We start from the raw sequence: 18733 nt of genomic DNA on the forward strand, positions 1-18733 counted from the left end.
GAGCTTCAGATCGCGGATCTTATCCTAAGGCCCTAGTACAGCCCGCCGGTGCCCGGACGCATGAAGAAGCCGGTATCGGGCGGCGCCTGCTGCGGCACGCGCCCGTCGGCGTCGGCAACGCCGATGACCGAGTAGTTGTCCGGCGGCGCCGTACCCGGCTTGAAGGCTTCGAGGATGGTTCCACCGGTCTCACCCGGGCCGGCACGCATGCCGGTCTTGGCAACGACGCGGATCAGCTTGATGCCGGCCGGCACCTTGAACGGGACCGCTTGCTTGTCGGCGAGCGCGAGCTTCAGGAAGTCGCGCGCGATGGGCGCTGCCAGATGGCCGCCGGTGGCGGCGTTGCCTCTGCCGAGCGGCCGCGGCTTGTCGTAGCCCATATAGATTGCGACGGCGACGTCGGGCGAGAAGCCGACGAACCAGGCATCCTTGGCCTCGTTGGTCGTGCCCGTCTTGCCGGCGATCGGCTTGCCGACCTCCTTGACGACAGTCGCGGTGCCGGCCTGCACGACGCCTTCCATCAGCTCGGTGATCTGATAGGCCGTCATGGAGTCCAGCACCTGCTCGCGGCGGTCGATCAACAGCGGCTCGTTCTGGTTCTTCCAGCCGCCCGGCGCGTCGCAGCCGCGGCATTCGCGCTGGTCGTGCTTGAAGATGGTGTGGCCGTAGCGGTCCTGGATGCGATCGATCAGCGTCGGCTTCACGCGTCGGCCGCCATTGGCGATCATCGAATAGGCCGTCACCATGCGCATCGCCGTCGTTTCGCCGGCGCCGAGCGCGTAGGAGAGATAGTTCGGCAGCTCGTCATAGACGCCGAAGCGGCGAGCGTATTCGCCGATCAAGGGCATGCCGATGTCCTGTGCGAGCCGCACCGTGACGGTGTTGAGCGACTGCCGCAGCGCGTTGCGCAGCGTCACCGGTCCCTGGAATTTTCCCGAGGAGAAGTTCTCCGGGCGCCACACGCCGGCGCCTTGCCCCTGGTCGATTTCGATCGGCGCGTCGAGCACGACAGTCGAGGGCGTATAGCCATTGTCGAGCGCCGCGGAATAGACGATCGGCTTGAACGACGAACCCGGCTGCCGGTAGGCCTGCGTGGCGCGGTTGAACTGGCTCTGGTCGAACGAGAAGCCGCCGACCATCGCGAGCACGCGGCCGGTCCACGGATCCATCACCACCATGGCGCCGGATACTTCGGGGATCTGCCGCAGGCGGTATTGGCCCTCGACGGGCTGTCCGTCCTTGTAGAGTGGATCGGCATAGATCACGTCGCCGGGCTGGAGCACCTGGGACACCGCAGTCGGCGTCTTGCCTTTGGTACCGCCCTGCGCGGCCCGCGCCCAGCGCACGCCGTCGAGCGTGACGATGCCGGTCTCGCGCTGCTTGCTCACGGCGCCGCCGAGCTCGCGGCTCGGCTGGAAGCCGATGCGTGCCGACTGGTCGCTGGTTTCCAGCACCACCGCCATGCGCCACGGCGAGATGTCGGAGAGCGACTTGATCTCGGCAAGCTTCACGCCCCAGTCGCCTGACGTATCGAGCTTGCTGATCGCGCCGCGATAGCCCTGCTGCTCGTCATAGTTCACGAGGCCCGAGACCATGGTCTTGCGCGCCATGACCTGGATCTTCGGATCGAGCGTGGTGCGGACCGACAGGCCGCCCTCATAGAGCTTCTTCTCGCCATAGCGCTCGAAGATGTCGCGGCGGACTTCCTCGGCGAAATATTCGCCGGCGAAGGTGTGGGCACCGTTGGAACGATTGGTGACGGCCAGCGGCTCCTTGCGCGCCTTGTCGGCGTCGGCCTGCTTGATCCAGCCGTTCTCCTGGAGACGGTCGATCACGTAGTTGCGGCGCTCGATGGCGCGGTCGCGGTTACGCACCGGATGCAGCGTTGCCGGCATCTTCGGCAGCGCCGCCAGATAAGCGGCTTCCGCGATCGTCAGCTCGTTCACCGACTTGTCGAAATAGACCAGCGAAGCCGCCGCGATGCCGTAGGCGCCGAGGCCGAGATAGATTTCGTTGAGGTACAGTTCGAGGATCTTGTCCTTGGAGTAGGTCTTCTCGATCCGCATCGCCAGCAAGGCTTCCTTGATCTTGCGCGAGAACGAGACCTCGTTGGTCAGGAGGAAGTTCTTGGCGACCTGCTGGGTGATCGTCGAAGCACCCTGCGGGCGGCGGTTGGAGCCGTAGTTCTGCAGATAGAGCAATCCGGCGCGGGCCATGCCGGTGTAGTCGATGCCCCCGTGCTCGTAGAAATTCTTGTCCTCGGCCGCCAGGAAGGCGTTGATCACGAGCTTCGGCACCGCCTGGATCGGCAGATAGAGCCGGCGCTCCTTGGCGTATTCGCCGAGCAGCGAACCGTCGACCGCGTGCACGCGGGTCATCACCGGCGGTTCGTAATCCTGAAGCTGAGAGTAATCGGGCAAGTCCTTGGAGAAATGCCAGATCAGGCCTGCCACGGCACCGACACCAACAAGGAACATCACCGTTCCCGCGGCGAACAGGAAGCCCATGAACCGCACCAGCAAGCGCATTATCTGTTTATCCGTTCAATCCCTGGATCAGCCCTTGGCGCCGCCAACAGGCGTCGTCCTTACGTCGCGAATTCACCGGCCTACTCAAATACATCGGCGCCGGGCCTAAAGGCGCTTGCCGAGCGGGATTCTCGTCGATTCCGGAACCCCCTGCGGCTTTTTTATAAAGCGCCCGCTGTGGCCAAACTAGGGCTTAACGGCGGGCTGGAAACTTCCCTCATCAATTCGCAGACCCCGCGGTTGCCATCCGCTTGGCCAGAAATCCGTCGATCGCCTGCGCCATCGAGCCCACGGCACGGGACCGCCAGCCCTCGGAGACGAGGTGCTCGAGGTCTCCCTTGTTGGAGACGTAACCGATCTCGACCAGCACCGACGGCACGTCGGGCGCCTTCAGCACCCGGAAGCCCGCAGACTTCAGGGGATGCTTGTGCATCCGCACCGTAGACTTCATTTCGCCCATCAGCAAACGGGCGAAACGGTTTGAAAACGTGCGTGTTTCCCGCTGAGTGAGGTCGATCAGGATGTCCGCGACATCGGTCGGCTCCTCCGCGAGGTTGAAGCCGGCGATCGCGTCCGCCCGATTTTCCGCGTCCGCCAGGCGCTCGGCTTCGGCGTCGGATGCCTTGTCGGACAGAGTGTAGATCGTGGCGCCTTGCGCATCGCCCTCCGCGCGCGGCAAGGCGTCGGCATGGATCGAGACGAACAGGGCGGCCTTGAGGTTGCGGGCGATTTTGACCCGGTCGTTGAGGGGGATGAAGGTGTCGTCGTCCCGCGTCATCACCACGCGATATTTGCCGCTCTTTTCCAGCCGGTCCCGCAACGCGAGGCCAAAGGCCAGCACCAGGTTCTTTTCGCTCTCGCCGCTCGATTGCGTTCCGTTGTCGATGCCGCCGTGACCGGGATCGATCACCACCACGGCGCGCTCATCCGCCGGCTTCTGCTGCGCCGGCTCCGGAGCCGTGGCCGGAACGGTCGCGGGCGGCGCGTCGGCAATCGCGGGCCGCAGCTCGGGGCGGCTATTCGGGCTGAGCGATTGCACGAAGGAGGCGCGATCGACCTCCTCCAGCTCGAGTACGAGCCGAGCCGGCTGGCCGTTCGCCGCTTCGAGCACGTACGAATTGGCGATCTTGGCCGGTCCCGCCAGGTCGAACACGATTCGCGATCCGCCGGGCATCACGAGCCCATAACGGAAAGCCTTGATCAGGCCACGTCCCACGCCGGTGCCGGACGGAAGCTGGAAATTGATCTGGGGCACATCGACCACGACCCGGTAGGGGTCGGCCAGGGTGAAGGCGCGGAAGGTGACGGTCTGATCGAGGTCGAGAATGAAGCGGGTCTGCTTGGCATCGCCGGCAAGCCGCGCAGCCGAAGCGACCGGGAAATTCGCCGTCGCGACAGCCACTCGCGGCGGGCTTTCGGCGGCACTCAGACGGGAGGAATCGGCACATGGCAATGCTGCGGCGCACAACAGCGCACACCCCAGCAAAACCCGTTGATTTGCGCGGCTCGCCACCGAATCCCGTGCCTCCGAGCAGCTTCCTTATCGCAATAGAACTGCAGGGTTAATCAGGTCTTAATGACAAAAGGCGCGAAACTCGACGACTGTGACCGACGTGCGACGCTCCCTTGCACCGCTGGTCCATTCCTCGTATGTACAGACTGCTGACGGCCAATATATTCGGTTGTGTCGCATTCAGCGCCCGGTGCAGCGCCGGAACTCTCAAGCTTTGGGAATTCCAGCGTTTTCCGTCCCCCTTTGAGGCCAGCGCGGAGCGCGGCAGCGAGGTGGAACGGGGTCGAGCCCCGGCGGCAGGCGGTCCTGGGTTACCTCTCGCGTTCCAGGGACGGTTCTGACAGCGACGTAGCCTCTCGTTACCCGATCCCTTAATCCCAGGGGAGCGGTTGTGATCCTCAGGACGCGCGTTCTCGCGCCAGACCTGGCCAGCAGCAACTGATTAAGGGGCGGCCTCGCCGCCCGAGTTTTCATACGGGCCGACGCTTGATGCGCCAGACTGTGCCGACGAAATCTGAAGGACCATTCGCGACGCTGCGGAGCGAAACTCCCGCGCGCCGCCTTGGCCCCCCAGGCTCCAGTTCGACATGGCGCGAGAGAGGACGTTTCGGCCTTCCCCTCACCCCCGAATCAGGTGGACCGTCGCGTCACCCGGCGGCGCGATTCGCGCCCACGGTGAATCGCGCCCGCCGCCGCCAAGAGCCAAGACATGCCCAACAAGATGTTGATCGATGCCACCCACCCGGAAGAGACCCGGGTCGTCGTGGTCCGCGGCAATCGCGTCGAAGAGTTTGATTTCGAGACCGCGCAACGCAAGCAACTGCGCGGAAATATCTACCTCGCCAAGGTCACCCGGGTCGAACCCTCGCTCCAGGCCGCCTTTGTGGAATATGGCGGCAACCGCCACGGCTTCCTCGCCTTCAGCGAAATCCATCCCGACTACTATCAGATCCCGGTCGCCGACCGGCAGGCGCTGATCGAGGCCGAGGAGCAGGCCCATCGCGAAGCCGAGGAGGAGAACGAGAATCGTTCCCACGGCCGCCGCCGCTCGCGCCATCGCAACGCCCGCCGCCGCGGTCATGGCGAGCGTGTCCAGAGCGACATCGTCGATGGCCTCGAGGCGGGCGCGGATCCCGTTGCCCAGCCGGTCGAGGGCGAGCTGCTGCCCGAGCGCCCCGAGGGCGTCCCGCACGAGGGCGAGCATCTGCACGCCGATGCCGAACATCCCGGTGCGTTCGAGGCCCATGACGACGACCACGATCATGACGAGCATGGGCACGACGAGCATCGTCACGATCATGAGCATCACGCGCATCATCATGACGATTATGAACCCGCGGGCGAGCACGATCAGCAGGCGCGCGACCATGATCACGACGACCAGGCGCCCGCCCCTGTCGCGGCCGTGGGAGCCGAGCCCGTTGTCGCCACCGAACTTGCCGCCCAGCCTCAGGAGCCGACGACTACCGAAGCGCCCGCGGAGGAAGCTCACGCCGAGGCCTTCGCCGAAGCCGTGACCACCGCCGCCGAGCCCGCCGACGCCGTTTATGCGGCCGGCGAGAGCGCCGAGGCGCCGCATGCCGAGGCAACCACTGACGTCGAGGATGGCGAAGACGGCGAGGAAATCGAAGACGAAGTCGTCGAATCCGTCGGCGGCGACGACGTGCTCGAGGAAGTGCCGGAGCGCACCTTCCGTCCGCGCCGCCAATACAAGATCCAGGAAGTCATCAAGCGCCGCCAGGTGATGCTGGTGCAGGTCGTCAAGGAAGAGCGCGGCAACAAGGGCGCGGCGCTGACGACTTATCTGTCGCTCGCCGGCCGCTATGCCGTCTTGATGCCGAACACTGCGCGTGGCGGCGGCATCAGCCGCAAGATCACCAGCGCGCAGGACCGCTCCCGTCTCAAGGAGGTCGTCCAGGATCTCGACGTGCCCGAGGGCATGGGCATCATCCTGCGCACCGCGGGCGCTTCCCGCACCAAGCCCGAGATCAAGCGCGACTTCGAATATCTGATCCGGATGTGGGAGACGGTGCGCGACCTGACGCTGCGGTCGCAGGCGCCGACCCTGGTCTACGAGGAAGGCTCGCTGATCAAGCGCTCGCTGCGCGACCTCTATAACAAGGAGATCGACGAGATCCAGGTCGCGGGCGAATCCGGCTACCGCGAAGCGCGCGACTTCATGAAGATGCTGATGCCGGCCAACGTCAGCGCGGTGAAGCAGTATCGCGACGGCCAGCCGCTGTTCTCGCGCATGGGTGTCGAAAGTCAGCTCGACGCGATGTTCTCGCCGACCGTGCAGTTGCGCTCCGGCGGCTACGTCGTCATCAACCAGACCGAGGCGCTGGTCTCGATCGACGTCAACTCCGGCCGCTCGACGCGCGAGCACCACATCGAGGACACCGCGCTCAAAACCAATCTGGAAGCGGCCGAAGAGGTCGCCCGCCAGCTTCGCCTGCGCGACCTCGCCGGCCTGATCGTCATCGACTTCATCGACATGGACGAGAAGCGCAACAACCGCGCGGTCGAGCGCAAGCTGTCCGATTGCCTCCGGCAGGACCGCGCGCGCATCCAGGTCGGGCGCATCTCGCATTTCGGCCTTTTGGAGATGTCGCGCCAGCGCATCCGCGCCAGCGTGCTGGAATCCTCGACCGACCCCTGCCCGCATTGCGGCGGCACCGGCCATGTCCGCTCGGTATCCTCGGTTGCGCTCCAGCTTCTGCGCGGTCTCGAAGAGATCCTGATGAAGGGCGCGACCCACAATCTGGTGGTCCGCACCCGCACCGACGTCGCGCTGTACGTGCTGAATCACAAGCGCGGCCACCTGCGCGACCTGGAGAACGCCTTCAAGGTCACGCTGTCGATCATCGCCGACGCGAGCGTCAGCGGGCCGCAGGCCTATGTCATCGACCGTGGCGAGCAGGTGCACACGCTGGAGGCCGCCAAGGCGCTGCTCGCGGCGCAGGCCGCCGCAAGCCCGCCGCCGGCGGCTGAAGAGGCCTATGACGAGGACGAGTTCGATTCGGAGCTCGAATCCGAGATCGAGACGGAAGAGACTGAAGGTCTTGCCGAGGAGCAGGCAGCCGGTGAAGGCGCGCCCGAACAGGATGGCCAGCGCCGCAGGCGGCGCCGCCGCCGGCGCGGCCGCGGTGGCCAGCGCGAGGGCGAACTTCGCGAGGACGGCGCGCCGATCGCCCCCGATGCCGCGATGGTTGCCGGTGAGGCCGACGAAGAGACCGAAGCCGCCGAGCAGGACGGCGACGAGGCCGAGGAACAGCAGGCCCGTGGCGAGCAGCAGGGCGGCGGTGAACGCCGGCGCCGGCGCGGTCGCCGCGGTGGACGCCGTCGGCGCGGTGGCGGCGGCGAGGAAGGTCTCGCCGGGTCGATCGGCGATGAGCTTGGCGCCAATCCGCCGTCGGAAGTGAGCGATGCAGTCGCCGATTTCGACCGTGGCAGCAGCGAAGCCGCGCCGTCGATCGCCGATACGGAACCCGCCGAGGCGAGCGCCGAGCTGCAGATCGCCCAGCCCGAGGTGCAGGCAGAAGCACCCAGCCAGCCCGAGCCGACCGCCTCTGCCGCAACGGACGAGCCGGCCTCCGACGACAAGGCCGCGCGACGCCGTTCCACGGTCCGCGAAAAGGTGAGCTTCCTGCTCAACAGCCAGCCCGAGCCGGCAATGCCGGCTGAGCCGGTACCGGAGCAGGCTGCCCCGCCCGCCCCGGCTCCGGAGCCCGCGCAAGAGGCCAGCGAAACGCCGGCCGCACCGCGTCGCGCCGGCTGGTGGTCGCGCCGCTTCGGCGGCGGCGAGTAAAACCAACAATCCAGACGAAACCGCCCGGTCATTCCGGGCGGTTTTGATTTGGCGGGGTCATTCGAATGCGAAGCGCGATCGTTCTCGGCGGCGGCATGGTGGGTGTGGGCGCGGCGCTGCACCTGCAGCGGCGTGGCTGGTCCGTGACCCTCGTCGACCGCAGGGAGCCGGGCCGCGAGACGAGCTATGGCAATGCCGGGATGATCCAGGCGGAAGCCGTCCGGCCCTACCCGGTGCCACGCGACCTTGCGACGCTCCTCAAGATCGCGACCGGCCGCACCAACGATGTGCGCTACAGCCTTTCTTCCCTACACCTCCACATCGAGCCCCTGCTCCGCTACTGGTGGCACTCGGCGCCGAAGCGGCATCGCGAAGCGATCGAAGCCTGGGCGCGCCTGATCGCCTACGCGACGGCAGAGCACGACATCCTCATCCGCGACGCGCATGCCGACAATCTCATCCGCCGCGCCGGCTACCGCATGCTGCATCGCGACCCCGCGTCATTCGACCTTGCGATCAAGGCCGCGGAGGAAGATCGGCACGACTTCGGCGTGAATTTTCGCGTGCTCTCGGGGAGCGAGCTTGCCAAGGCCGAGCCGATCCTGCGCGACGATCTTCCCGGCGCGATCCACTGGCTCGACACCTGGACCGTGTCCGATCCCGGTGCGCTGGTCACCGCCTATGCCAACCTGTTCGAGCGCCTCGGCGGCAGGATCGTACGCGGCGATGCCGAGACCCTGCGGCAGACCGCCACCGGCTGGTCGGTGGACACGGCCGAGGGACGCATCGATGCCGCAGACGTCGTGGTCACGCTCGGGCCGTGGTCGCCCGATCTCTTACACAAATTCGGCTACCGCATTCCGCTGGTGCGCAAGCGCGGCTACCATATGCATTACAGCGGCGGCTCTTCGCTCGATCTGCCGCTGGTCGACAAGGCCGGCGGCTACGCCATGGGCCCGATGGCCAAGGGGATCCGCATCACCACCGGCGCGGAGTTGACGGGCCCGGATGCGCTCGCAACGCCCGTTCAGCTCGCCAGCGCAGAAGCGTCGGCGCGAGAGTTGATCGATCTCGGCACCCGCGTCGAGCCGGAGCCGTGGTTCGGCACCAGGCCCTGCACCCCCGACATGCTGCCCGTGCTCGGCCCCGCGCCGCGCCATCGCGGCCTATGGATGAATTTTGGCCACGGCCACCAGGGCTTTACGCTGGGGCCTGCGACTGGACGCCTGCTCGCGGAGATGATGAACGGCGAGACGCCATCAATTGATCCCGCGCCGTACCGGCCGGACCGCTTCTAGCCGGCGAAAGAAAGAATAAGGGCTGATCGAGGATCTCGACCAGCCCTGCTATTTCAAGGTCTGACGGTACGCGCCATCAGATGCGGCTTGCAGATCAGTCCGTGGTGACGGCGGTTTCCATGTCCGTCGGGTCGATTTGCTGGCTCAGCCGCGCGGTGAGCTTGTCGCGATCGAGCTCGCCCTCCCACCAGGCGACGATCACGCAGGCAACGCCGTTGCCGCAGAGATTGGTCAGCGCGCGGCATTCGCTCATGAACTTGTCGATCCCGAGCACGATCGCCATGCCCGGCACGAGGCGCGGATCGACCACGGCGAGCGTCGCGGCGAGCGTGATGAAGCCCGCGCCGGTGATGCCGGAGGCGCCCTTCGAGGTCAGCATGGCCACGATCAGGATCGTCAACTGCTGACCCAGCGTGAGATCGAAGCCGAGCGCCTGCGCGATGAACAGCGTCGCCAGCGTCATGTAGATGTTGGTGCCGTCGAGGTTGAACGAATAGCCCGTGGGCACCACGAGGCCGACCACCGACTTGGAGCAGCCGAGCCGTTCCAGCTTCTCCATCAAGGACGGCAGCGCGCTTTCCGACGACGAGGTACCGAGCACGATCAGGAGCTCGTCCTTGATGTAGGCCAGGAACTTGAAGATCGAGAAGCCGGCGAACCGCGCGATGATGCCGAGCACGATGAAGACGAACAGCGCAGCAGTGACATAGAAGGTCGCGATCAGACCGATCAGGTTGAGGATCGCGCCGGTGCCGAACTTGCCGATGGTGTAGGCCATCGCGCCGAACGCGCCGATCGGCGCCGCGCGCATCACGATGGAGATGACGCCGAATACCGCATGCGCGGCATCGTCGATGAAGCTGCGGATGGTGTGGCCGCGCTCGCCGAGGCCCATGATGGCGAAGCCGAACAGCACCGAGAACAGCAGCACCTGGAGGATCTCGCCTTGCGCGAAGGCGCCGACCACGGTGTCGGGAATGATGTGCAGGATGAAGTCGACGGACTTCTGGCCCGCAGCCTGCTTCGCATAGTTGGCGACGGCCTGCTCGCTGGCCGCGGCATTGCCGAAGCCCGCACCGGGCCTGACGAGATTGCCTACAATGAGGCCGATCAGGAGTGCGAAGGTCGAGACGACCTCGAAATAGACCAGCGCCTTGACGCCGATGCGGCCGACCTTCTTGGCATCTTGGATATGCGCGATGCCCGAGACCACGGTGCAGAAGATGATCGGCGCGATCACCATCTTGATCAGCTTGATGAAGCCGTCGCCCATCGCCTTGATCCAGTCGTTGGTGGCGACCGACGGCCACAACCAGCCGACGATGGCGCCGAGCACGATGGCAATCAGCACCTGGACGTAGAGAATCTTGTACCACGGCTTGGCGGCCGGTGCTGTCGGCACACCCGCCATCGTTGTCGTCGTCATTTGTCCACTCCCCCTCAAAACTGCGAGCCAGCCAAGAGCAACTTGGCTGGCCCTGTCAATTGGAACTGGTCGGTGTTGCGCGCTTTACCCGCGACGGTCGACCACCCGGCGTGCGGCTGGCATCAAGGTGGCACCAAGCGCATTCTTGACCAGCGACGCGGCGATGAACGGCACGATGCCGACCTGCCAGGCCTTGGGCATGCCAAGACCGAGGCCGAAGGCCAGCCAGCCGAATCCCGCCGCCAGAATAACGATGTGACCGACGGCCATCGCAGCGAACAGCAGCACGATACTGCGATCCCAGCCGCGTTCGGCGAGATAACCCGTCACGAAAGCTGCCGCGACGAAGCCGAACAGATATCCGGCCGTTGGGCCGACCAGCGGCGCGATTCCGCCGACGGGGCCCGCGAACACCGGCAGTCCGATCGCGCCTTCGGCGAGGTAGGCGATCATGGTTGCGCTGCCAAGACGCCAGCCATAGGCCGCACCGATCATCAGCACGACAAGCGTCTGCAAGGTCATCGGCACATAGGGCAGCGGCAGGCTGACTTTCGCTGACAGCGCCATCAATGCGGTGCCGAGCGCAATCAAGACGAATGCGCGCAGCGCCCCGGCGAACTCGCCGCTTTGGACCGGCCACACAATGGCGGCGAGAGGAAAATGCGTGATGGCTGGTGATCTGTCAGACAAGTTGAACTCCGGAAGCTCTGGAAAAACTGGCGGGCTATTTAAGCCAGTGAGCGATCCGGTCAACTGCTTCCCGCATCTCGTCCGCCGATCTCGCGTAGGAGAAGCGGATGAACGAACGGCCGTGAATAGGATCGAAATCGATACCCGGCGTCGCCGCAACATGGGCCTGTTCAAGCATCTGCTTGGCGAAGTCGAAACTGTCGGCGGTGAAATCCGAGACGTCCGTATAGAGGTAGAAGGCGCCGTCGGCGGGCAGGAACCTTGTCAAGCCGGCCTCGGGCAATCCCTCGATCAGGATGCGGCGGTTCTCCTGGTAGCCATGCTTGATCGCATCCATCTCGGCCGTTCCGTCGAATGCAGCTTCGGCCGCGATCTGCGATAGCGCCGGCACCGAGATCGACAGGTTCTGCTGCAGCCGTTCGATCGGCCGCACCAAAATCTCCGGCACGACCATCCAGCCGACGCGCCAGCCCGTCATGCAAAAGTACTTCGAGAACGAGTTGATCACGAGTGCGCGCTCCGACAGCGCTGCCGCCGTCACCGCCGGAAACGCGTAGTCGAGCCCGTGATAGATCTCGTCTGAGATGAAGCGGATGCCAGCATCTTCCGCCGCCGCGATCAGGCCCGACATCGCCTCGCTCGACATCATCGTTCCCGTCGGATTGGCGGGGCTTCCGACCAGCACGCCCTTCAGCGGGGCTTTGCGATGGGCGGCGAGCAAGGCCTCGCCGGTCAAGGCGTGGCGCGTCTCACTCGTGGTCTCGATCAGCACCGGTTCGCAACCGAGCGCAGTGAGGATATGACGGTAAGGCGGATAGCCCGGCACCGTGACGGCGACACGATCGCCGGGCTCGAACATCGACAGGAAGGCCAGGATGAAGCCACCGGACGAGCCCGTTGTCACGACCACCCGCTCCGCGCTGACCGCGCAGCCATAGACGTCGCGATAATGACGCGCGATCCGCTCGCGCAGCGACGGGATGCCGAGCGCCGAAGTATAGTCGATCCGGCCGGTATCGAGCGCAGCATGGGCGGCCGCGATCGCGGTCTTGGGCGCCCCAGCCGACGGCTGGCCGACCTCCATGTGAATGACATGGCCCCCGCCCTCCTCGATTCGGGCCGCCGCGGCCATCACGTCCATCACCATAAACGGGGGAACATCGCTGCGGCGGGACGGCTCGAGCCACGGCGCCAGGCGGTTCCTCAATGTCGCATCGTGCATCGATTTCTGCTATTTCGCTGGCGGCCGGTCCGCTATCGTCCGGAGGACAGGGCGCTTGCGCCCCAGACTGGCCGCATTGTACGGCTCATAAGGGCATATCGCGTATCCGGTCCGCCGCCAATCGCCAAAACCAATCACGGAACTGCGTTCCAAGACCGCTTGACCAAGACCGTTTGACCAAGACCGCTTGATGTTGCTCCAGATCGCTTTGCGCAAGAAAGCCTCCGCCCTCACCTCGCTCGTCACGGCAGCGGCTATCGTGCTGACGCCGCTCGCGGCGGCGCGCGCACAGGCGAAGGGGCCGCCCATTCTGCGCGACACCGAGACCGAGCAGCTCCTGCGTGAATATACGCGTCCGATCCTGCGCGCGGCGGGCCTCGAGAAGCAGAACATCCAGATGGTGATCATCAACGATGCCTCGTTCAACGCGTTCGTCGCCGATGGCCGCCGCATCTTCGTCAATTATGGCGCGATCCTGCAGTCGGAGACGCCGAACCAGCTTATCGGCGTGCTCGCCCACGAGACCGGGCATCTGGCCGGCGGCCATCTCGCCAAGCTGCGCGAGCAGCTAGCAACTGCGCAGACGCAGATGATCATTGCCATGCTGCTCGGCGCTGGCGCGCTCGCCGCAGGCGCAAGCCGCGGCGGCAACTCCGGCAACAACGGTCTTGCAAATGCCGGCGCGGCCGCGATCGCCGGCCCGCAGGAGATGATCCGTCGCACGCTGCTGTCCTACCAGCGCCAGCAGGAAGAGAACGCCGACCGCGCCGGCGTGAAGTTTCTGACCGCAACCCAGCAGTCGCCGAAGGGCATGTACGAGACCTTCAAGCGCTTCACCAGCGAGAGCCTGTTCGCCGCGCGCGGCGCCGATCCCTATCTGCAATCGCATCCGATGCCTGCCGAGCGCGTCGCGGCGCTGCAGGAGTTCGCCCGCACCAGCCCTTATTGGGACAAGAAGGACGATCCGGCGCTCCAGCTTCGCCATGACATGGTCCGCGCCAAGATCTCGGCCTTCATGGAGCGGCCGGAAACCGTCTATCGCCGCTATCCGCAGACCAACGACAGCATGCCGGCACGTTACGCCCGTGCCATCAGCACCTATCTGCACGGGGACCTGCGCAGCGCGCTGGCTCAGATCGATGCGCTGATCCAGGTCCAGCCCAACAACCCGTACTTCTACGAGGTCCGCGGCCAGGCGCTGCTCGAGAGCGGAAAACCGGCAGAGGCCATCCCCGCCCTGCGCAAGGCAGTGCAGCTCTCCAGCAACTCACCGCTCATCGAGATGTTACTTGGGCAGGCTCTGGTCGGATCCGATAATAAGGCCTACACCGACGAAGCCATTCGGATTCTCCGGGCTGCGGTGGCACGCGAGCCCGAGGCGCCGCTTGGTTACACCCAGCTCGCGATGGCCTATGGCCGGAAGGGAGACTATGCCGAGGCCGATCTGGCGTCGGCCCAGGCCGCCTACTTGCGCGGCGACAACAAGACCGCCCGCGAGCTTGCCACGCGCGCGAAAACCCGTTTCGCCGTCGGCACACCCGGTTGGGTCAAGGCCGACGACATCGTGGCGGCGAAGCCGCCGCGTAACAATTGAATGCCTGACACCACAAGGCCCGATACCACGACGTCACGACGACACGCTTGAGCCCGCCGGGACGTTTTCCGAAACCTGCTTTGGATAAGAGGATTTGCCAATGCCTTCGCTGCGCCTGCTCGTTCCCGCGCTGTTTGCGCTCGCCATCGGCTGCGGCGTGACGGGGCCCGCTTCGGCCGACAGCTTCTCGGATGCCCAGCGCACCGAGATCGAGGCGATCGTCAAAAACTATCTGGTCACCCATCCCGAGGTGCTCGAGGAGGCGATGACCGAGCTCAGCAAGCGTCAGGCCGCCGCCGAAGCGCAGAAGCACGAAGCGAGCATCGCGCAGAACGCGGACGCGATCTTCAACTCGCCGCGCCAGGTCGTGCTGGGCAACAAGGACGGCGACGTCACCTTCGTCGAGTTCTTCGACTACAATTGCGGCTATTGCAAACGCGCGATGGCCGACATGCTCGACCTCATCAAGACCGATCCGAAGCTGAAGGTCGTGCTGAAGGAATTCCCGGTCCTGAGCCAAGGTTCGGTCGAAGCCGCGCAAGTCGCGGTCGCCGTGCGCATGCAAGATCCCACCGGCAAGAAGTATCTCGACTTCCACCAGAAGCTACTCGGTGGTCGCGGCCAGGCCGACAAGGCGCACGCGCTTGCCGCGGCCAAGGAGGCCGGCCTCGACGTCGCGAAGATCGAGAAGGACATTGCGAATCCGGAAGTGCGCGCCACCATCGAGGAGAATTTCAAGCTCGCCGAAGCGATGGGCATGAACGGCACGCCGAGCTACGTGATCGGCAAGCAGATCGTCGTCGGCGCCATCGGCCTCGAGGGGTTGAAGGAGAAGATCGGCGTTGCGCGCTGCGGCAAGGCGACCTGCTGACGCAGCTCTCGTTGTTCCGTTCCACATAGCAAGGCCGGCTGAAAAGCCGACCTTTTGCTTTGCGTTTTGCGACCTCGATCGTGTCGCAGTCCCGACGCACGCATTCATTCGGCATTCAACAAACAAATGCCGCGGAACCGGCGGAGTTCCGGAACAACTCAAATCTCCTTTCGTTGTCGGCGCGGGCAATGACGCAAAGAAACACGTGAGGAGAAGTTCAATGTCTAACCGCTTCATGATCTCGGTTGCTGCGCTCGCGTTGATCGCCGGCACCGGACTGGCGAACGCACAGGGCTATAACCGCGAGGGCGGCGGCGGTGCCGGCTCGCAACAGCAACAGATGCAGCACTCGCAGTCGGGCGGCGCGGCTGAGCATGGCGGCACCACGGGCAAGGACTCCATGGGCAAGGAAAAGGGCACCGTTGGACAGGCCGGTGGCTCCATGAAGTCCGGCGCCGAAGAGAAATCCTCGGGCGCTATGAAGGACGAGAAATCCGGCGCCATGAACAAGGATTCGACGGGCAAGGAAAAGGGCACCGTGGGACAATCCAAGTCCGGCGCTGAAGAGAAGTCTTCAGGTGCAATGAAGGACGAGAAGTCCTCGGGCACGATGCACAAGAATCCGACGGCTGAGGAGAAGTCAGGTGCAACAAAGGGGCAGCGCACCGACGAACGCGCCCAAGGCCAGCAGGACAAGTCGAAGGGCATGAGCTCGGAGAGCCAGAGCAAGGCCGGCACGACCACAGGCGAGAGCCGCCAGGGCCAGGGCGGCACTAACGTACAGGGCCAGGCTGGTACCTCGACCCAGACCACCGGTCAGGCCGGCGCCGGCGCCAAGCTCTCGACCGAGCAGCGCACCCAGATCACCTCGGTGATCCACGAGCAGCGCGTCGCCCCGGTGACCAACGTGAACTTCTCGATCTCGGTCGGAACCCGCATTCCGCGCCAAGGCATCGAGCTGCACGCGCTGCCGCCGCGGGTCGCGACGATCTATCCGGAGTGGCGGACTTACAAGTTCATCCTGGTCCGCGAGGAGATCGTGATCATCAATCCGGACACCTACGAGATCGTGGCGGTTCTCAACGCCTAACTAAGGCCGGATCACGGCAACCTTCCGGGGGCGGGCAGCGATGCCCGCCCCTTGGTGTACGGCCGGCAGCCATGCTTTGGCCTGGTTAACAAGCAATTTCCGTAGTTTCCGCACAGGTTTTTGCAAGCCGGATGAGGTGCCTCAAGGCCCCCGGGAGGTCCTTCAAGGCTTCCCCTAAGGCCCTTTGTTACCTATAACCCCCGCCACGCCGAAGCACCTGCCGGGACAAGAATGGCCGAACCAGCAACCGACACGATCCTCGTACTCAACGGGCCGAACCTCAACATGCTGGGGACGCGCGAACCGGAGAAGTACGGCCACGCGACCTTGACCGACGTCGAGAAGCTGTGCCGGGAGACGGTGGCGCAGTTCGGTCTCAAGGCCGACTGCCGGCAGTCCAACCGCGAAGGCGAGCTGATCGACTTCATCCACGAGGCGCACGCCCGCAAGATGAAGGGCATCATCATCAATGCCGGCGGCTATTCTCACACCTCGATCGCGCTGCACGACGCGCTGCTCGCGGTGCAGATCCCGACCGTGGAAGTGCATGTGACCAACATCCACGCGCGCGAGAGTTTTCGCCACCATTCCTACACCGCACGCGCGGCCTTCGCTTCGCTGTGCGGCTTCGGCGTCGAGGGCTACCGCCTCGCGATCCTCGGCCTTGCCGCCAAACTCGGGCTCGAGCCCAAAGCCTGACGCACCCTCATCACACAGAATATTCGGATCAGAATCATGGCGCGCCAGCCAGACGACAAAGCAGCCGCAAAGTTTTCCAGCGACGATTCGGCGCTCGTGCGCGAGCTCGCGCTGCTGCTCGATGAGACCAGCCTCACCGAGATCGAGATCGAGCGCGCAGGCTTCCGCCTGCGCGTCGCGCGCAACATCAGCGTCGCTGCGACCATGCCGATGCCGGTGGCAGCCGCCGCCCCCGCAGTGCCCGTCGCCGCCGCGGCCGTTGCACCTGCGGCCAGTGCGCCGGACATGTCAAAACACCCGGGCGCCGTCATCTCGCCGATGGTCGGCACCGCCTATTGGGCACCCGAGCCGGGCGCCAAGCCTTTCATCGAGGTCGGCACCAAGGTCTCCATCGGGCAGACTCTGTTGATCATCGAAGCGATGAAGACAATGAACCAGATCCCCTCGCCGCGCGCCGGTACCGTGACGCAGATCCTGGTCGAGGACGGCCAGCCGGTCGAGTACGGCGAGCCGCTGGTGATTATTGAATGAGCGAGTGGCGAAAGGCGAGCGGCGAATGGTTACTGTCTTACCATTCACCATTCGCTACTCGCTATTCGCCCGCTGAGGCGCCATGTTCGACAAGATCCTCATAGCCAATCGCGGCGAGATCGCCCTTCGCATCCTCAGGGCCTGCAAGGAGCTCGGGATCGCGACCGTTGCCGTGCATTCGACCGCCGATGCCGACGCCATGCATGTGCGGCTGTCGGACGAGAGCGTGTGCATCGGCCCGCCGCCCTCGAAGGACAGCTATCTCAACGTCCCCAACCTGCTCGCAGCCTGCGAGATCACCGGCGCTGACGCGGTGCATCCCGGCTACGGTTTCCTATCGGAGAATGCGCGCTTCGCCGAAATCCTCGCCGAGCACAATCTGCACTTCATCGGTCCCAAGGCTGAGCACATCCGCCTGATGGGCGACAAGATCGAGGCCAAGAAAACCGCCAAGCGGCTCGGCATCCCCGTGGTGCCCGGCTCCGACGGCGCGGTCGGGCCTGATGACGATGCGATGGCGATCGCCAGGAAGATCGGCTTCCCCGTGTTGGTCAAGGCCGCTGCCGGCGGCGGCGGCCGCGGCATGAAGGTGGCGCATAGCGAGGCTGACCTTCAGGTGGCGCTGTCGACCGCGGCCAACGAGGCGAAATCCGCCTTCGGCGATGCGTCCGTCTACCTCGAAAAATATCTCCAGAAGCCACGCCACATCGAAATCCAGATCCTCGGCGACGGCCGCGGCGGCGCGATCCACCTTGGCGAACGCGATTGCTCGCTGCAGCGTCGTCACCAGAAGGTCTGGGAGGAAGGCCCCTCGCCCGTCCTCACCGCAGCGGCGCGCGCCAAGATCGGTGAGACCTGCGCCAAGGCGATGCGCGAGATGAAGTATCTCGGCGTCGGCACCATCGAGTTCCTCTACGAGGACGGCGAGTTCTACTTCATCGAGATGAATACTCGCATCCAGGTCGAGCATCCCGTCACCGAGAGCATCACCGATATCGACCTCGTGCTGGAGCAGATCCGCATCGCCGCCGGAGGCGACTTGCCGGCGCGGCAGGACGAAGTGCAGATCATCGGCCATGCCATCGAGTGCCGCATCAATGCCGAGAACCCGCAGACCTTCCGGCCCTCGCCCGGTCGCATCTCGCAATTTCATCCGCCCGGCGGGCTCGGCGTAAGAATCGATTCGGCAGTCTATCAGGGCTACACGATCCCGCCCTATTACGACTCCCTGGTCGGCAAGCTGATCGTCCACGGCAAGACCCGCGGCGAGTGCCTGATGCGCCTGCGCCGGGCTCTCGACGAGATGGTGGTCGACGGCATCGAGACCACACTGCCTTTGTTCCGCGCCCTGGTGCGGGAGCCCGCCATCATTGACGGCGACTACCACATCCACTGGCTGGAACAGTACCTGGCCGGCCAGATGGAGCCCGCCACCAAATAAATTTCCGGCCTCCCGGGGAACC

At 65.1% G+C, this 18733-nt stretch carries 14 protein-coding genes; 8 read left to right on the forward strand and 6 right to left on the reverse strand.

The features are described from left to right. Positions 1-32: 32 nt before the first annotated feature. From MTX21_RS07200 to MTX21_RS07210, 3 genes are all read right to left on the reverse strand, one after another. A complete protein-coding gene (locus MTX21_RS07200; RefSeq protein WP_280964125.1) occupies positions 33-2528 on the reverse strand; it encodes a penicillin-binding protein 1A in 2496 nt (831 codons plus the stop codon). A 220-nt stretch (positions 2529-2748) separates the two neighbouring features. After that, positions 2749-4041: an N-acetylmuramoyl-L-alanine amidase gene (locus MTX21_RS07205; RefSeq protein ID WP_280964126.1), complete on the reverse strand. Its 1293-nt coding sequence runs from the start codon at positions 4039-4041 to the stop codon at positions 2749-2751. Between the two features lie 619 nt (positions 4042-4660). Continuing rightward, positions 4661-5749, reverse strand: coding sequence for a hypothetical protein (locus MTX21_RS07210; protein WP_280964127.1), 1089 nt, complete (start codon positions 5747-5749; stop codon positions 4661-4663). Here MTX21_RS07210 and MTX21_RS07215 point away from each other — a divergent pair. Together MTX21_RS07215 and MTX21_RS07220 are read left to right on the forward strand one after the other, a co-directional pair. Continuing rightward, positions 5705-7849, forward strand: a complete 2145-nt coding sequence (locus MTX21_RS07215; RefSeq protein ID WP_280964128.1) for an Rne/Rng family ribonuclease — start codon at positions 5705-5707, stop codon at positions 7847-7849. The genes MTX21_RS07210 and MTX21_RS07215 overlap by 45 nt on opposite strands. Before the next feature lie 65 nt (positions 7850-7914). After that, entirely contained in the window at positions 7915-9147 is a 1233-nt protein-coding gene (locus MTX21_RS07220) for an FAD-dependent oxidoreductase (RefSeq protein WP_280964129.1), read from the forward strand. Between the two features lie 94 nt (positions 9148-9241). On the opposite strand, the gene MTX21_RS07225 is transcribed toward MTX21_RS07220, so the two are convergent. From MTX21_RS07225 to MTX21_RS07235, 3 genes are all read right to left on the reverse strand, one after another. Further along, positions 9242-10573 (reverse strand): dicarboxylate/amino acid:cation symporter, encoded by a 1332-nt coding sequence (locus tag MTX21_RS07225; protein ID WP_280964130.1) that lies wholly within the window; start codon positions 10571-10573, stop codon positions 9242-9244. 84 nt (positions 10574-10657) lie between these two features. Beyond that, positions 10658-11215, reverse strand: coding sequence for a biotin transporter BioY (locus MTX21_RS07230; protein ID WP_280970992.1), 558 nt, complete (start codon positions 11213-11215; stop codon positions 10658-10660). An 82-nt stretch (positions 11216-11297) separates the two neighbouring features. After that, positions 11298-12485 (reverse strand): aminotransferase class I/II-fold pyridoxal phosphate-dependent enzyme, encoded by a 1188-nt coding sequence (locus MTX21_RS07235; RefSeq protein ID WP_280964131.1) that lies wholly within the window; start codon positions 12483-12485, stop codon positions 11298-11300. 190 nt (positions 12486-12675) lie between these two features. On the opposite strand from MTX21_RS07235, the gene MTX21_RS07240 reads away from it, so the two are divergent. The 6 genes from MTX21_RS07240 to accC all read left to right on the forward strand — a co-directional run bounded on the left by MTX21_RS07240 (position 12676) and on the right by accC (position 18711). Continuing rightward, entirely contained in the window at positions 12676-14079 is a 1404-nt protein-coding gene (locus MTX21_RS07240) for a M48 family metalloprotease (RefSeq protein WP_280964132.1), read from the forward strand. Positions 14080-14179: 100 nt separating this feature from the next. Further along, positions 14180-14950 carry a DsbA family protein gene (locus tag MTX21_RS07245; protein WP_280964133.1) on the forward strand — a complete coding sequence of 257 codons (771 nt, stop codon included), beginning with the start codon at positions 14180-14182 and terminating at the stop codon, positions 14948-14950. A 220-nt stretch (positions 14951-15170) separates the two neighbouring features. Next, entirely contained in the window at positions 15171-16040 is an 870-nt protein-coding gene (locus tag MTX21_RS07250) for a DUF1236 domain-containing protein (protein ID WP_280964134.1), read from the forward strand. Between the two features lie 231 nt (positions 16041-16271). Beyond that, positions 16272-16739, forward strand: coding sequence for a type II 3-dehydroquinate dehydratase (gene aroQ / locus MTX21_RS07255; RefSeq protein WP_280964135.1), 468 nt, complete (start codon positions 16272-16274; stop codon positions 16737-16739). Between the two features lie 36 nt (positions 16740-16775). After that, the gene (accB, locus tag MTX21_RS07260; RefSeq protein WP_280964136.1) at positions 16776-17270 is read left to right on the forward strand and encodes an acetyl-CoA carboxylase biotin carboxyl carrier protein; all 495 of its coding nucleotides are present in this window, start codon (positions 16776-16778) and stop codon (positions 17268-17270) included. Positions 17271-17352: 82 nt separating this feature from the next. Further along, positions 17353-18711, forward strand: a complete 1359-nt coding sequence (gene accC, locus MTX21_RS07265) for an acetyl-CoA carboxylase biotin carboxylase subunit (protein ID WP_280964137.1) — start codon at positions 17353-17355, stop codon at positions 18709-18711. Positions 18712-18733: the final 22 nt, after the last annotated feature.

Origin of the sequence: Bradyrhizobium sp. ISRA430 (assembly GCF_029909975.1) — a bacterium.
GTDB lineage: Bacteria > Pseudomonadota > Alphaproteobacteria > Rhizobiales > Xanthobacteraceae > Bradyrhizobium.

What these genes read in the sequence shown, in the direction of transcription:
- MTX21_RS07245 (WP_280964133.1), top strand. Translation starts at nt 14,180, where the DNA reads ATGCCTTCGCTGCGCCTGCTCGTTCCCGCGCTGTTTGCGCTCGCCATC.
- MTX21_RS07200 (WP_280964125.1), bottom strand. Translation starts at nt 2,528, where the DNA reads ATGCGCTTGCTGGTGCGGTTCATGGGCTTCCTGTTCGCCGCGGGAACG.
- MTX21_RS07235 (WP_280964131.1), bottom strand. Translation starts at nt 12,485, where the DNA reads ATGCACGATGCGACATTGAGGAACCGCCTGGCGCCGTGGCTCGAGCCG.
- MTX21_RS07225 (WP_280964130.1), bottom strand. Translation starts at nt 10,573, where the DNA reads ATGACGACGACAACGATGGCGGGTGTGCCGACAGCACCGGCCGCCAAG.
- aroQ (WP_280964135.1), top strand. Translation starts at nt 16,272, where the DNA reads ATGGCCGAACCAGCAACCGACACGATCCTCGTACTCAACGGGCCGAAC.
- MTX21_RS07220 (WP_280964129.1), top strand. Translation starts at nt 7,915, where the DNA reads ATGCGAAGCGCGATCGTTCTCGGCGGCGGCATGGTGGGTGTGGGCGCG.
- accB (WP_280964136.1), top strand. Translation starts at nt 16,776, where the DNA reads ATGGCGCGCCAGCCAGACGACAAAGCAGCCGCAAAGTTTTCCAGCGAC.
- MTX21_RS07250 (WP_280964134.1), top strand. Translation starts at nt 15,171, where the DNA reads ATGTCTAACCGCTTCATGATCTCGGTTGCTGCGCTCGCGTTGATCGCC.
- MTX21_RS07240 (WP_280964132.1), top strand. Translation starts at nt 12,676, where the DNA reads ATGTTGCTCCAGATCGCTTTGCGCAAGAAAGCCTCCGCCCTCACCTCG.
- accC (WP_280964137.1), top strand. Translation starts at nt 17,353, where the DNA reads ATGTTCGACAAGATCCTCATAGCCAATCGCGGCGAGATCGCCCTTCGC.